We start from the raw sequence: 13,361 nt of genomic DNA, 5'->3' as shown, positions 1-13,361 counted from the left end.
TGTGCCGCACGCCTGCGCGCGCCCGCTCAGCCGTGTCACGCTAGGCCGGTGCGTGCGCTGTCCCTGCTCGTGAGCACCCCGCTGATCGCCGCCGTCCTCCCTGTCGCCGCGTGCACGGCGGAGCAGCCGTCCACCGAGGTCGTGGAGCTGCGCGTCGACGTGGTGGCCGAGATCCCGCACGACCCGACCGCGTTCACCCAGGGCCTGGAGCTGGTCGACGGCGTGCTCTACGAGGGCACCGGCCTGGTGGGCCGCTCCGAGCTGCGCGCCACCGACCCGGCCACCGGCCAGGTGCGGGCCCGCACCGCCCTGCCCGGCGACCTCTTCGGCGAGGGCATCACCGTCGTCGGCGACCGGATCTGGCAGCTCACCTGGCAGCACGGCGTGGCCATCGAGCGCGACCGGGAGAGCCTGGCCGAGCTGCGCCGCGTCACCTACCCGGGTGAGGGCTGGGGCCTGTGCCACGACGGCGAGCGGCTGGTGATGAGCGACGGCAGCGCCACCCTCACCTTCCGCGACCCGGAGACGTTCGAGCCCGTCGGCACAGTCGACGTCCACCACGACGGCGAGCCCGTGCTGCGGCTCAACGAGCTGGAGTGCGTCGACGGGTCGGTCTACGCCAACGTCTGGCAGACCGACCGGATCGTGCGCATCGACCCCGGCACGGGCGCGGTGACCGCGGTGGTCGACATGTCCGGCCTGCTGTCCCCCGACGAGCGCGCGGCGACGGACGTGCTCAACGGCATCGCGCACGTGCCGGGGACCGACGAGTTCCTGGTCACCGGCAAGCTGTGGCCGTCGATGTTCCGGGTCCGGTTCGCCCCGGGACCGGGCTGAGCCCGAGCACGTCCGGTTTCGGTGTCAAGACCCCTGATACGGCAGGATGGGACGGGTGATGCGCTCCGGCTCCCCTGATCAGCCCCCGCGGCGGCCCAAGCGGGGCCGCAAGGGCTGGACGGACGCGCCGCAGCCCGCCTGGCGCCCCGCCGACCCGCCCCCGCGCAACCGTCCCACCCGGCCGTACGAGCGCCAGGACGAGCCGGAGTTCGAGACCTTCGGCGACCGCTACCCGAACGACTACCCGCCGCGGCGGCCCCGCCCCCCGTGGCGGGACGACCGCTACGCCGACCGCTACGACGCCCCCCGGGGCTGGGCGGACCCGCCGCGCTCGCGCGAGCAGCACCACCACGAGGGCCCGTACCGCGACGACCCCTACCGAGACGACCCGTATCGGGAGGACCCATACCGCGATGGCCCGTACCGCGACGACGAGCGGCCCCGGTATGACGAGCGCCACCGCGACGAGCCGCCGCGCCACCCCGACGACCCGGCCGAGCGGCCGACCGACGAGGTGCCCGGCGCGCCGCGCTTCCCGAAGAAGCTCACCGTCACCCGGGTCGCCGCGCTGCGCAGCAGGCAGCTGACCACGCAGGCGGTCAGCGCGTTCCGCAGGGCGGCGGGCGCCGACGGCGCGGAGAAGTCCGGCCTGACCGCGCTCACCTACGCCACGATGCTCAACTACGCCAGCGACGCGGCGATGGCCGTCGCGCTGGCCAACACGCTGTTCTTCTCCGCGGCCAGCGGCGAGAGCAGGGGCAAGGTCGCGCTCTACCTGCTGATCACGGTGGCGCCGTTCGCCCTGATCGCCCCGGTCATCGGCCCGGCGCTGGACCGCATCCAGCGCGGCCGCAGGCTGGCGATGTCCGCGGTCTCGGCTGGCCAGGCGCTGATGTGCCTGATCATGGCGCTGAACTTCGACACCTGGCTGCTCTATCCGGCCGCGCTGGGCAAGATGGTGCTGTCCAAGTCGTTCACGGTGCTCAAGGCCGCGGTCACGCCACGCGTGCTCCCGCAGGAGATCACCCTCGCCAAGACCAACGCCCGGCTGACGGTGTTCGGGCTGTTCGCTGGCGCGGTGTTCGGCGGGATCGGGGCGGCCTTCGCGGCCCCGTTCGGCTCGGCGGGCGCGCTGTGGTTCACCGTCGTCATCAGCGCGGTGGGGGCGGTGCAGGCGCTGCGCATCCCGGCGTGGGTGGAGGTCACCGAGGGCGAGGTGCCCGCCTCGATCAAGGCGCACCCCGGCAAGGGGCGCCGACAACCCATGGGCCGCCACATCGTGGTCTCGCTGTGGGGCAACGGCACGATCCGGGTGCTGACCGGCTTCCTGATGATGTTCGCCGCGTTCGCCGTGCGCGCGGAGTACGAGGCCGAGCCGTTCCAGCAGGTGCTGCTGCTCGGCGTCATCGCGGCCGCGGCGGGCATCGGCAGCTTCGTGGGCAACGCCATCGGCGCGCGCGTGCACGTGGGCAAGCCCGAACAGGTGGTCATCGGCTGCGCGTTCGCGGCCCTGACGTCCACGGTGGTGGCGACGTTCGCCGCCGGGATCACCACGGCGGCGATTGTCGGCCTCGTCGGCGCGATCGCCAGCGCGCTGGCCAAGAACAGCCTGGACGCGGTCATCCAGGACGACCTCCCCGAGGAGTCGCGCGCCTCCGGCTTCGGCCGCTCGGAGACGGTGCTGCAGCTCAGCTGGGTCTTCGGCGGCGCGGTCGGCGTGCTGCTGCCGCCGACCTGGTGGCTGGGCTTCCTGGTCGTGTCGGTGCTGCTGGCCGTGGGCATCGCCCAGACGCTGCTGTCGCGGCGCGGCCAGTCGCTGATCCCCGGCCTGGGCGGCGACCGGCCGATCCGGCCGGACCAGACCAGCGAGCACCCGATCCCGCGCTCGGCGGGCTGGCGGCCCGCGACCCTGCACGAGGGTCCGCCGAATCCGGCCCCGTAGGGTCGGCTCCGTGCGTAAGACCATCGCGATCCTGGCCGCCGCGTTCGCACTGGCGGGCTGCGGCGCCGTCCCGCCGCCCGAGGTGACCTTCTACGCCGACGGCGACGCCGTCCGCGCCCACCCGCAGATCCTGTGCGACCTGGCGACGCTCACCTGCGAGCAGGACGAGGACGCCGTGGTCACCCTGGCCGTGCGCCCCGGCTACCCGGTGCAGATCTCGGTGCCCGCCGCGCTGGCCCGCGAGCCGTGGGGCGTGGTGTTCTCCTACCTCACGCCCGACGGCGAGCGGGTGGACGGCAGCAGCCGCATCTTCGTCCCCGGCCAGTTCCGGCAGTACGCGTACACGCTGGAGCTGCCCAACGAGGACGACCGCCTGCTGTTCGCCGCCGTGCAGCGGCTGGCCATCGTGCAGGGCGACACGCCCGTGCCGACCGGGTACTGGATCCTGCGCGCCGAGGCCTAGGCGCGCAGGGGGTTACGGGTCGAGCTCCCGCGCGACGGCGCGGACCACTTCCGCGACCCGCTTGGTGACCTTGCGGTCGGGGTAGCGGCCGCGCTGCAGGTCGGGCTGCACCGTCGACTCCAGCATCTTGATCATGTCCTCGACCAGGCCGTGCAGCTCCTCGGCAGGCCTGCGCCGCGCCTCGACCACCGACGGCGGGGCGTCGATCAGCCGCACGGACAGCGCCTGCGGGCCCCGGCGGCCGTCGGCCACCCCGAACTCGATGCGCTGGCCCGCCTTGAGCCCGGAGACGCCCGCGGGCAGGGCGGACGCGCGGACGTAGACGTCCTCCCCGCCGTCCTGGGTGACGAACCCGAAACCCTTCGCCGTGTCGTACCACTTGACCCTGCCGGTCGGCACCGCACTCACCATTCCCTCGTCGTCTTCAACCGCCGTTGCGCACCCGCCCCGCAAGACGAACGCGTCCTGGGACACCACCGCAGGACGCGCGTCCGTCCAGCCTAAACCGGCGGGGCGCGGCTCGGCTTGTCCCCCTCCGGGTGTCATCGCCGGAAGGGGTCCGCGCACGGCGAACTATCCTCCCGGGTATGAGCGTTCCCCGGACCATGATCGCCGCCGTGGCGCTGTTCACCGTCGGTCTGCTGGCGGTGATCGCTATTTTCGTGCTCGGCGCGCTCGACCGGCAAGCCAGTTGGCTGTGGGCGGTCTCGATGGCGCTGCCGATCGGCCTCGGCGTGGCCGTGGCGCACATCGTCAGAGCGAACGCAGCCAGGCGGGGAACTCGGTCAGGTCGCTGAGCACGACGTCCGCGCCCGCCGCGCGCAGCGAGTCCGCGTCGCAGGGCCCGGTGGGGACGCCGACGGCGATCGCGCCCGCCGCCTTGGCGCCCAGCACGTCGCCCTCGTGGTCGCCGACGAACACCCGCGCCCCGTGCTCGCGCAGGACGCCGCCCTTCGCCTCGGCCCACCGCCCGCCCGCGACGACGTCCACCGGCCAGTCGAACGTCTTGACGTGCAGGATCGCGTTCGGCTCGAACTTGCCGGTGACCACCAGGTTCACCCCGCCGAGCGCCTTGACCGCCGCGAGCGCGTCCGCCGCGCCGGGCATGGGGACCGTGGCGGGCACCACGACGTCCGGGTAGAGCGCGCGGAAGCGGGAGACCAGGCCGGGGATGCGCTCCTCGGGCGCCTCGAAGCCGCGGAACACCACGTCCAGCGGCGGGCCCAGGGCGGCGGCGAAGCGCTCGCCGTCGAGGGCCAGCCCGCTCTCCGCGGCGAGCGCGTTCATGGCCGCCACCATGCCCGGCCGGGGATCGATGAGCGTCATGTCCAGGTCGAAGCCGACCGCCAAGTCCTCGCGCACCCGACCGACGCTACCCGCGGGCTACTCCAGGCCCAGGATCTCCACCGCCGCCGCCCGCATCTCGACCTTGCGGATCTTGCCGGTCACCGTCATCGGGAACTCGTCCACGACGTGGACGTAGCGGGGGATCTTGTAGTGGGCGAGCTTGCCGGCGCAGAACTCGCGGACCGACTCGGCGGTCAGCGGGGTCGTGCCGGGGCGCATGCGGATCCAGGCCATCAGCTCCTCGCCGAACCGCTGGTCGGGGACCCCGATGACCTGGGCGTCGAGCACGTCCGGGTGGGTGTAGAGGAACTCCTCGATCTCGCGCGGGTAGATGTTCTCCCCGCCGCGGATGACCATGTCCTTGATGCGGCCGGTGATCTGGACGTACCCGTCGGCGTCCATCACCGCGATGTCGCCGGTGTGCATCCAGCGCGCGGAGTCGATGGCCTCCGCGGTCTTGTCCGGCTGGTCCCAGTAGCCGAGCATCACCGAGTAGCCGCGGGTGCAGAACTCGCCCGGCTCCCCGCGCGGCACGGTCCGGCCGGCGGCCGGGTCCACGATCTTGATCTCCAGGTGCGGGTGGACCCGCCCGACCGTGCCCACCCTGCGGTCGATGGTGTCGTCGGCGCGGGTCTGGGTGGACACCGGGGACGTCTCGGTCATGCCGTAGCAGATGGTCACCCCGGTCATGCCCATCCGGTCGATCACCTGCTTCATGATCTCCGCGGGGCACGGCGACCCGGCCATGATCCCGGTCCGCAGCGACGACAGGTCCAGCTCGCCCAGCTCGGCGAGCATCGCGATGAACATCGTGGGGACGCCGTAGAGCGACGTGCACCGCTCCTCCGCGCAGGCGCGCAGGCTGGCGACCGGGTCGAAGGCGGGCGCGGGGATCACCATGCACGCGCCGTGGCTGGTGGCGGCCAGGTTGCCCATGACCATCCCGAAGCAGTGGTAGAAGGGCACCGGGATGCAGATCCGGTCGGTCTCGGTGTACCCGCAGAGCTCCCCGACGAAGAAGCCGTTGTTGAGGATGTTGTGGTGCGACAGGGTCGCGCCCTTGGGGAACCCGGTGGTGCCGGAGGTGTACTGGATGTTGATCGGGTCGTCCGACGACAGCTCGATGGCGTCCAGGGCCGCGGCGTCGCCGTCCACGCGCAGGTCGTCGAAGTCCACGCCGATGAGCACGACGTCGCGCAGCGCCGGGCACTGCGGGCGGACCTCATCGATCATCCCCCGGTAGTCCGACGTCTTGAACGACTCGGCGGCGACGAGCATGCGCACGCCCGCCTGGTTGAGCACGTACTTCAGCTCGGAGACGCGGTAGGCGGGGTTGATGTTGACCAGGATCGCGCCGACGCGCGCGGTCGCGTACTGCACCAGCGTCCACTCGGCACAGTTCGGCGCCCAGACGCCGACCCGGTCGCCCTTGCCGACGCCGCGGGCGAGCAGGCCGTGCGCGACGCGGTCGACGTCGGCGGCGAACTCCGCGTAGGTCCAGCGGCGGCCGGTGGCGAACTCGACGAGGGCGTCGCGGTCGGGGAAGCGGGCAGCGGTCGCGATCAGGTTGGCCGGGATGGTGTCGCCGAGCAGCGGGACGTCCGAGGTCCCGGAGGCGTAGCTGGTCATCGACGGTCCCTTCGACGGTGTGCGCCGTCTCACGCAAGCACATGTCCGCTTCCGGGACAATGGGGCCATGCGAACGCTGCTGAACGTGATCTGGCTTGTCCTGTCCGGGCTCTGGATGGCGATCGGCTACGTCCTCGCCGGGATCATCTGCTGTGTGCTGATCATCACCATCCCGTTCGGCCTGGCGTCCTTCCGGATCGCCAACTACGCGCTCTGGCCGTTCGGGCGGACCATCGAGACCCGGCGGGAGGCGGGCGTCGCGTCAGTGATCGGCAACGTCGTGTGGATCGTCGTCGCCGGGTGGTGGCTGGCGATCGGGCACATCGTCTCCGGCATCGCGCTCTGCGTCACCGTCATCGGCATCCCGCTGGGGATCGCCAACTTCAAGATGGTCCCGGTCTCCCTGGTCCCCCTCGGCAGCCGGATCGTCAGCACCTAACCGGACCACCAGGCACGGCCCGCCGACGAACAGGCCCGCGTCGATGCCCAGGGCCTTGCCGCCCGCGTACTCGTAGGGGCCGTCGATGTCGGCGGGCAGCACGCCGAGCTGGTCGGCGATGACGCTGTGGCCGTGCACCACCTGGCGCCCGCCCAGGACGCCCAGCAGCTCGTCGGCGATCTCCTCGCCGTCGGGGCCGCGGAAGGCGTAGCGGGTGGTCATCCGCCGCCACACCTCCCACCACTCGACGATGTCGTCCGAGCGCAGGATGGCCCGGACGGTGGCGTTGATCTCCTCGATCTCCTCGCCCCAGGCCAGGTACTCCAGGGTGTCGGAGTGCATGAGCAGGTGGTCGCCGACCAGGGCCAGCACCGGGCGCTCGACGAGCCAGGCGACGTGCGCGTCGGTCAGGCCGTCCTGGTCGGAGCGCAGGCCGCCGTTCATCTCCCAGCTGCGGGCGAAGCTGCGCGGGCCGAAGTCCGACGGCACCTCGGTCTCGCCGAAGCGGCGCATGCCGAGCAGGAGGATCTCGTGGTTGCCGAGCAGGGTCTCCACCCGCCCGCCCTGCTCGCGCGCCTGCTCGGACAGGCTCATGACCAGGTCGATGACGCCGATCCCGTCCGGGCCGCGGTCGACGAAGTCGCCGAGGAACCACAGGTGGGCCGTGCCGCCCGCCCAGGCGTCGCGCTCGTCGAGGAGGCCGCGCCCGCGCAGCGCGGCGGCCAGCTCGGCGCGGTGGCCGTGCACGTCGCCCACCACGTACGTCTCCACGGCACTGACCATAGGCGAGCCCTCCGTCACGCGCCCTCGCCGAACGGGTCGTGCGAGCGGCCCACCAGGTCGGCGACCGAGTCGATCACCCGCGTGGGCCGGTACGGGTAGAGCTCGGCGGTGTCGCGGGTCGAGATGCCGGTGAGCACCAGGATGGTCTTCAGGCCCGCCTCCAGGCCGCTGCGCACGTCGGTGTCCATCCGGTCGCCGATCATCAGCGTGGTCTCCGAGTGCGCGCCGAGCGAGTTCAGCGCCGAGCGCATCATCAGCGGGTTGGGCTTGCCGACGTAGTACGGCGAGCGGCCGGTGGCCCGCTCGATCAGCGCGGCGACCGAGCCGGTCGCGGGCAGCGAGCCCTCCCGGCTCGGCCCGGTGGCGTCGGGGTTGGTGGCGATGAACCGCGCGCCCTCCTCGACCAGCCGGATGGCCCGGGTGATCGCGGTGAAGCTGTAGGTGCGGGTCTCGCCGAGGACGACGTAGTCCGGGTCGCGGTCGGTGAGGACGTAGCCGATCTCGTGCAGCGCGGTGGTCAGGCCCGCCTCGCCGATGACGAACGCGGAGCCGCCGGGGCGTTGGGTGTCGAGGAACCGGGCGGTGGCCAGCGCCGAGGTCCAGATCGACTGCTCCGGCACGTCGAGCCCGCTGCGCAGCAGGCGGGCGCGCAGGTCGCGCGGGGTGTAGATCGAGTTGTTGGTGAGCACGCGGAACGGCGTCCCGTTCGCGGTGAGCTCGGCGACCAGCTTGTCCGCTCCCGGGACCAGGTGCTCCTCGTGCACGAGCACGCCGTCCATGTCCATCAGGTACGCCCACATGCTGCGCAGGCTACCCAGTGGCGGCATGCACGGTGACCTCTGTCGCCTTCACACTGAGGTAGACGGCGGCGCCGGGCTCCAGCGCGAGGTCGGCGACGGCAGCCGCGGTGAGGTCGGCGGCCAGCTCCGGGGTACGGACGCGGATGAGGTCGCCGTGCGGTTCGAGGGCGGTGACCGTGGTGGCGAAGACGTTGCGCGGGCTGCCGTGGACGGGCTCGGTGTAGACGGAGACGTCGGCTGGCCGGAACACGGCGACGGCGGGCTCGCCGGGCTCGGCGTCGACCGTGCCCGCGATCACCCTGCCGTCGGTGTGCAGGCCGTCGGGCTGGGCGATGCCGGGGATGAGGTTGAGCCCGGCGACGCGCGCGGTGAAGGCGGTGCGGGGGCGGCTGAGCACGGCGCGGGTCGCGCCCTGCTCGACGACGCGGCCGTCCTCGATGACGATGACGCGGTCGGCGAGGGCGAGCGCGTCGAGCGGGTCGTGGGTGACGATGACGGCGGCGCGGCCGCGCAGGACCCGGCGGAGCAGGCCGCGCAGGGCGGGGGCGGCGTCGACGTCGAGGGCGGCGAAGGGCTCGTCGAGCAGCAGCAGGTCGGGCTCGGCGGCGAGCGCCCTGGCGATGGCGACGCGCTGGGCCTGGCCGCCGGAGAGCGCCCTGGGCCTGCGGTCGGCGAGGTGGGCGGCGTCTACTTCGGCCAGCCACCGGCGGGCGGCGGCGTGCGGGTCGGGCAGCCCGCGCGCCCGCGGTCCGAACGCGACGTTGGCCAGCGCGGTGAGGTGCGGGAACAGCAGGGGGTCCTGGGCGAGCAGGCCGACCCGGCGCTGGTGCGGGGGCAGCGCGGTGACGTCGCGGTCCCCGATCTCGACCCGGCCCGCGTCGGGGCGGACCAGGCCCGCGAGCACGTCGAGCAGCGTCGACTTGCCCGAGCCGTTCGGTCCCATGACGGCGACGACATCGTCGGCGGCTATGCGCACGTCGAGCCGGAAGGCGCCCCGGGTGACGGTGAACTCGGCCCTCACTGCGTCCTCGGCTTCACCAGCGCCACCACCGCGACGGCGACGACGACCAACAGCAGCGAGACGGAGACGGCGGCGTCCACATCGGTCTCGCCGAGGAGGTAGACCTCCAGCGGGAGGGTGCGGGTGACGCCCTGGAGGCTGCCCGCGAAGGTGATGGTCGCCCCGAACTCGCCGAGCGCCCTGGCGAAGCAGAGCACGAGCGCCGACCCGAGCGCGGGCAGCACCAGCGGGACGGTGACGCGGCGGAACACCGTCCACGGCCGCGCCCCGAGCGTGGCGGCCACGGCCTCGTAGCGGGCGCCCGCGGTCCTGAGCGCCCCTTCGAGCCCGACGACCAGGAAGGGCATCGCGACGAACGTCTGCGCCAGAACGACAGCCGCGGTCGTGTACGGCACCCGAATCCCCGCCGCGTCGAGCACCTCCCCCGCCAGCCCGCTGCGCCCCAGCAGGTACAGCAACGCCAACCCCCCGACGACGGGCGGCAGGACCAGCGGCAACAACACCAGCGCCCGCACCACCCGAAGCCCCCTCACCCGAGCCAACACCACGGCAAGCGGCCCACCCAACACCAAACACAACACAGTGGCGACCCCCGCGGTCCGCACGGAAAGCCACAACGCCGACACCGCCCCCGGACTGCTGACGTGCTCGGGGAACTCCCCAAGATCAGTCCGAACCACCAGCCCCAGCACAGGCAAGGCGACAAGCCCCAACCCCAGAACGGCAGGCACCCAGAGCACCCCAGGCACAACCGCCCGCCCATGCTCCCCCACCGCCCCCGAGGCTCCCCACCCCCACCCACGCCCGCCTCGCCCACGCCCCAACCGCCGACGCCTTATCCGCCCACGCCCCAACCGCCCATGCCCCATCCGCCCGCGCCCATGCCCCATCCGGCCGCGCCCGTGCTCCACGGCTCGCCCAGCCACCCCCGCCACCTGCCGATCCCTACCACTCACGGCTCAGCCCACCCCATTCCCCACACCCACCCCCACCGACCCAGCCCACCCCAAACTCCACAACCACACATCGCTGACCCGACCGATTCCACAACCACACCAACGCCGCCCAACCCGATCCCACGGCCACACCCCATCCACCCGGACCACGGCCACACCCCACCGACCCGACCCCACGGCCGCACCACCCACCGACCCAACCGACTCCACAACCACACCAACGCTGCACCAACCGACCCCACGGCCACACCCCACCCACCCGAACCCGCAACCGCACCACCCACCGCCCCAGGCGCACCAGCGCTGACACAACCCGACCCCACAACCACGCCACCGTCGCCCCAACCCGGCCCCACGGCCACACTCCACCGACCCGACTCCAAGGCAGCACCACCCGCCGACCCGACTCCAAGGCGGCACCACCCGCCGACCCGACTCCAAGGCGGCACCACCCGCCGACCCAACCGGCTCCACAGCCACACCAACGCTGACCCGCCCCGACTCCACAGCCACACCACCACCACCACCGACCCGGCCCGGCCGCCCTACAGCGACACCGCCGCTGCCCTGACCCGGCCCCACAGCCGCACCACCGCTGGCCTGACCCGCCTCTGCCTCTGCGGCCATGCCCCGTCTGACCCGCAATGCCCGGTCCACCCCTCCACCACCCAGGGGCGCTCTGCGCGTCCCGTTGGCTTCAGCTCCCGGGCACCCTCCAAGCGGCCGCCCCGCCTGCCAGTCGACGTTGGCCTGCCGGGCTGCGGCGGTGACCACAACACTGCGCGGTGCCAGCGGGCGTCTCCGGCTGCTGCTCCGTCCAGGCCCTGATCGCATCGGCCGCGTGGTCCCGCCGGTCATGGGGTCGCCTGGGTCGGTGGGCCGAAGCCGTGGTCGGCCAGGATGGCTTGGCCTTCGGGGCTCAGCACCAGGTCCACGAACTCGCGGGCGAGGGTGGGGTGTGGGGCGTCCGCGAGGACGGCGATCGGGTAGCGGTTGATGGCCTTCGTCGACTCCGGGAAGTCGATCGCCGTCACCGCCGCCCCGCGTACGTCGGTTACGTAGACCAGGCCCGCGTCCGCCTCGTCGGCCGCGACCTTCGTCAGGACCGCCTTGACGTCCTGTTCCTCGCTCGCAGGCCGCAGTGTCACGCCCGCGGCGGTGAGGACCGTGGTGGTCGCCGCGCCGCACGGGACCTGGGGGGCGCAGACCACCGTCACGACGCGGGGCAGGTCGGCGAGGCCGGTGACCTGGGCCGGGTTGCCCGACGGGACCGCGATCGTCAGGCGGTTGGTGGCGAACACCCGCGACGACGGCGGGGCGACCTTCGCCATCGTGGCCTCGTCGGCGGACGCGAAGACGTCGGCCAGCGCGCCCGTGCGCAGTTGCTGGGCCAGCGCCGACGACGCGGCGAAGTTCATGCGGAGGTCGACGTCCGGGTGGATCGACTCGAAGGTCTTCTCCAGCGCCGTGAACGACTCCGTCAGGGATGCCGCGGCGAAGACCGTCACCACCGTGCGACCCGATCCCGGCGAACACGCCGTGACCAGCAACAACACCCCCAACGCCCACCTCACGGCGTCTCCACCACCACATGGGTCGCCTTGGTCAGCGCCACCGCGAGCACGCCCGGTTCCAGGCCCAGCTCCTCCACCGCCTCCGCGCTCATCAGCGAGACCACCCGGTGCGGGCCGCACTGCATCTCGACCTGCGCCATGACCTTGTCGGCGACCACCCGCGTCACCAGGCCGACGAAGCGGTTGCGGGCCGAGCGGGCGACGCCGGTCGGGTCCGGGATGGCGTCGGCCTGGGCGCGGGCGAAGGCGGCGAGGGCGGCGCCGTCGACCACCTTGCGTCCGGCCGCGTCGGTCGCGGCGGGCAGCAGGCCCGCGTCGGACCAGCGGCGGACCGTGTCGTCGCTTACGCCCATCAGGCGGGCGGCCTCGGAAAACCGATACTGCGGCACAACAACCCACTTTATGTCCGCAAGTACGCACCCTCAACCACCAAAACTCCGCAGATGCGGAGAACCGCCGATAGCGGAGGGTCGCATCCTTCGACCCATTCGGTGAAACGGCGACTACGCTTGATCGGGTGACCCCCGTTGACCTCGGGTTTCCCGGCCTGCCGGGCAGGAAAGACCGCCCGGACACGCCCGGCCTGGTGGACCGGTTCGGGCGGGCCGCCACGGATCTGCGGGTCTCCCTGACCGACCGGTGCAACCTCCGCTGCACCTACTGCATGCCCGCCGAGGGCCTCGACTGGCTGCCCCGGGGCGACCTGCTCACCGACGCCGAGCTCACCCGGCTGATCCGCATCGCCGTGGAGCACCTGGGCGTGACGAACGTCCGGTTCACCGGCGGCGAGCCCAGCCTCCGCAAGGGGATCACCGACCTCGTCGCCGCGACCGCGGCACTGCGGCCCCGGCCGAGGATCTCGATGACCACCAACGGCATCGGCCTCGTCCACCGCGCCCGCGACCTCGCCGCCGCGGGCCTCGACCGGGTCAACATCTCCCTCGACACCCTCGACCCCGCGCGGTTCGCCGCGATCACCCGCCGGGACCGGCTCGCCGACGTGCTCGCCGGGCTGGCCGCCGCCCGCGACGCCGGGCTGACGCCGGTGAAGGTCAACGCCGTGCTGCTGCGCGGGATCAACGACGACGAGGCCGTACCGCTGCTGCGCTACTGCCTCGATCATGGCTACCACCTGCGGTTCATCGAGCAGATGCCGCTGGACCCCCAGCATGGCTGGGACCGGGCGAACATGGTCACCGCTGCCGAGATCCTGGACCTGCTCGGCGCCGAGTTCCGGCTCACCGAGAGCCCGCGCCCGCGCGGCGGCGCGCCCGCCGAGCGCTGGCTGGTCGACGGCGGACCCGCCGAGGTCGGCGTGATCGCCTCGGTGACGCGGCCGTTCTGCGCCGACTGCGACCGCACCCGTCTGACCGCCGACGGCGCGCTGCGCTCGTGCCTGTTCAGCGAGCGGGAGACCGACCTGCGCGGGCCGATGCGGGCGGGCGCGTCCGACGCCGAGCTCGCCGAGTCGTGGCGCGCGACGATGTGGGCCAAACTGGCGGGCCACCGGATCAACGACGCCGGGTTCGCGCAGCCGATCCGGCCGATGAGCGCCATCGGGGGCTGAGTT

The 13,361-nt window shown here is 72.9% G+C and carries 14 protein-coding genes and 1 pseudogene; 6 read left to right on the top strand and 9 right to left on the bottom strand.

The genetic code is table 11. The annotated features are described in order from the left end of the window. Positions 1-48 precede the first annotated feature (48 nt). The 3 genes from Actkin_RS02515 to Actkin_RS02505 are packed head-to-tail and all read left to right on the top strand — an operon-like array spanning position 49 to position 3,242. Positions 49-837 carry a glutaminyl-peptide cyclotransferase gene (locus Actkin_RS02515; RefSeq protein ID WP_373292301.1) on the top strand — a complete coding sequence of 263 codons (789 nt, stop codon included), beginning with the start codon at positions 49-51 and terminating at the stop codon, positions 835-837. 46 nt (positions 838-883) lie between these two features. Next, on the top strand, positions 884-2,779 hold the full coding sequence (locus Actkin_RS02510; RefSeq protein WP_258905710.1) for an MFS transporter: 1,896 nt from the start codon (positions 884-886) through the stop codon (positions 2,777-2,779). A gap of 10 nt (positions 2,780-2,789) precedes the next feature. Beyond that, positions 2,790-3,242, top strand: a complete 453-nt coding sequence (locus Actkin_RS02505; RefSeq protein WP_189208610.1) for a DUF2771 family protein — start codon at positions 2,790-2,792, stop codon at positions 3,240-3,242. A 12-nt stretch (positions 3,243-3,254) separates the two neighbouring features. Here the strand turns inward: Actkin_RS02505 and Actkin_RS02500 are convergent, their stop codons facing one another. Continuing rightward, complete coding sequence (locus tag Actkin_RS02500) at positions 3,255-3,641, bottom strand: cold-shock protein (protein ID WP_189208611.1); 387 nt, start codon at positions 3,639-3,641, stop codon at positions 3,255-3,257. A 188-nt stretch (positions 3,642-3,829) separates the two neighbouring features. Here Actkin_RS02500 and Actkin_RS02495 point away from each other — a divergent pair, with 188 nt between their 5' ends. Continuing rightward, positions 3,830-4,039, top strand: a complete 210-nt coding sequence (locus Actkin_RS02495) for a hypothetical protein (RefSeq protein WP_189208612.1) — start codon at positions 3,830-3,832, stop codon at positions 4,037-4,039. Here Actkin_RS02495 and Actkin_RS02490 read toward each other — a convergent pair. Then, a complete protein-coding gene (locus tag Actkin_RS02490) occupies positions 3,996-4,568 on the bottom strand; it encodes an HAD family hydrolase (RefSeq protein ID WP_189209994.1) in 573 nt (190 codons plus the stop codon). The two genes, Actkin_RS02495 and Actkin_RS02490, sit on opposite strands and share 44 nt — an antisense overlap. 57 nt (positions 4,569-4,625) lie before the next feature. After that, positions 4,626-6,218 (bottom strand): AMP-binding protein, encoded by a 1,593-nt coding sequence (locus tag Actkin_RS02485; protein WP_258905707.1) that lies wholly within the window; start codon positions 6,216-6,218, stop codon positions 4,626-4,628. 67 nt (positions 6,219-6,285) lie between these two features. Here Actkin_RS02485 and Actkin_RS02480 point away from each other — a divergent pair, with 67 nt between their 5' ends. After that, on the top strand, positions 6,286-6,657 hold the full coding sequence (locus Actkin_RS02480) for a YccF domain-containing protein (protein WP_258905705.1): 372 nt from the start codon (positions 6,286-6,288) through the stop codon (positions 6,655-6,657). On the opposite strand, the pseudogene Actkin_RS02475 reads toward Actkin_RS02480, so the two are convergent. The 6 genes and pseudogenes from Actkin_RS02475 to Actkin_RS02450 all read right to left on the bottom strand — a co-directional run. Then, positions 6,655-7,440 (bottom strand): annotated as a pseudogene (locus Actkin_RS02475) (metallophosphoesterase family protein); the annotation flags it as partial. The gene Actkin_RS02480 and the pseudogene Actkin_RS02475 overlap by 3 nt on opposite strands. 14 nt (positions 7,441-7,454) lie before the next feature. Then, positions 7,455-8,240, bottom strand: coding sequence for an HAD-IIA family hydrolase (locus tag Actkin_RS02470; protein ID WP_189208615.1), 786 nt, complete (start codon positions 8,238-8,240; stop codon positions 7,455-7,457). A gap of 10 nt (positions 8,241-8,250) precedes the next feature. Continuing rightward, positions 8,251-9,261 (bottom strand): sulfate/molybdate ABC transporter ATP-binding protein, encoded by a 1,011-nt coding sequence (locus tag Actkin_RS02465; protein WP_258905703.1) that lies wholly within the window; start codon positions 9,259-9,261, stop codon positions 8,251-8,253. Continuing rightward, positions 9,258-10,010: an ABC transporter permease gene (locus Actkin_RS02460; protein ID WP_258905702.1), complete on the bottom strand. Its 753-nt coding sequence runs from the start codon at positions 10,008-10,010 to the stop codon at positions 9,258-9,260. The genes Actkin_RS02465 and Actkin_RS02460 overlap by 4 nt, the downstream gene beginning before the upstream one ends. 1,061 nt (positions 10,011-11,071) lie before the next feature. Next, positions 11,072-11,791, bottom strand: coding sequence for a molybdate ABC transporter substrate-binding protein (gene modA / locus Actkin_RS02455; protein WP_396122931.1), 720 nt, complete (start codon positions 11,789-11,791; stop codon positions 11,072-11,074). Further along, entirely contained in the window at positions 11,788-12,180 is a 393-nt protein-coding gene (locus Actkin_RS02450) for a TOBE domain-containing protein (RefSeq protein ID WP_189208617.1), read from the bottom strand. The genes modA and Actkin_RS02450 overlap by 4 nt, the downstream gene beginning before the upstream one ends. 128 nt (positions 12,181-12,308) lie before the next feature. Here Actkin_RS02450 and moaA point away from each other — a divergent pair, with 128 nt between their 5' ends. After that, positions 12,309-13,358, top strand: a complete 1,050-nt coding sequence (gene moaA, locus Actkin_RS02445; RefSeq protein ID WP_258905701.1) for a GTP 3',8-cyclase MoaA — start codon at positions 12,309-12,311, stop codon at positions 13,356-13,358. Positions 13,359-13,361: the final 3 nt, after the last annotated feature.

The sequence above is a fragment of the Actinokineospora sp. UTMC 2448 genome, assembly GCF_024760565.1.
GTDB classification, from domain to species: Bacteria; Actinomycetota; Actinomycetes; order Mycobacteriales; family Pseudonocardiaceae; genus Actinokineospora; species Actinokineospora fastidiosa.
This window is presented reverse-complemented; position numbering and strand designations above follow the sequence as displayed.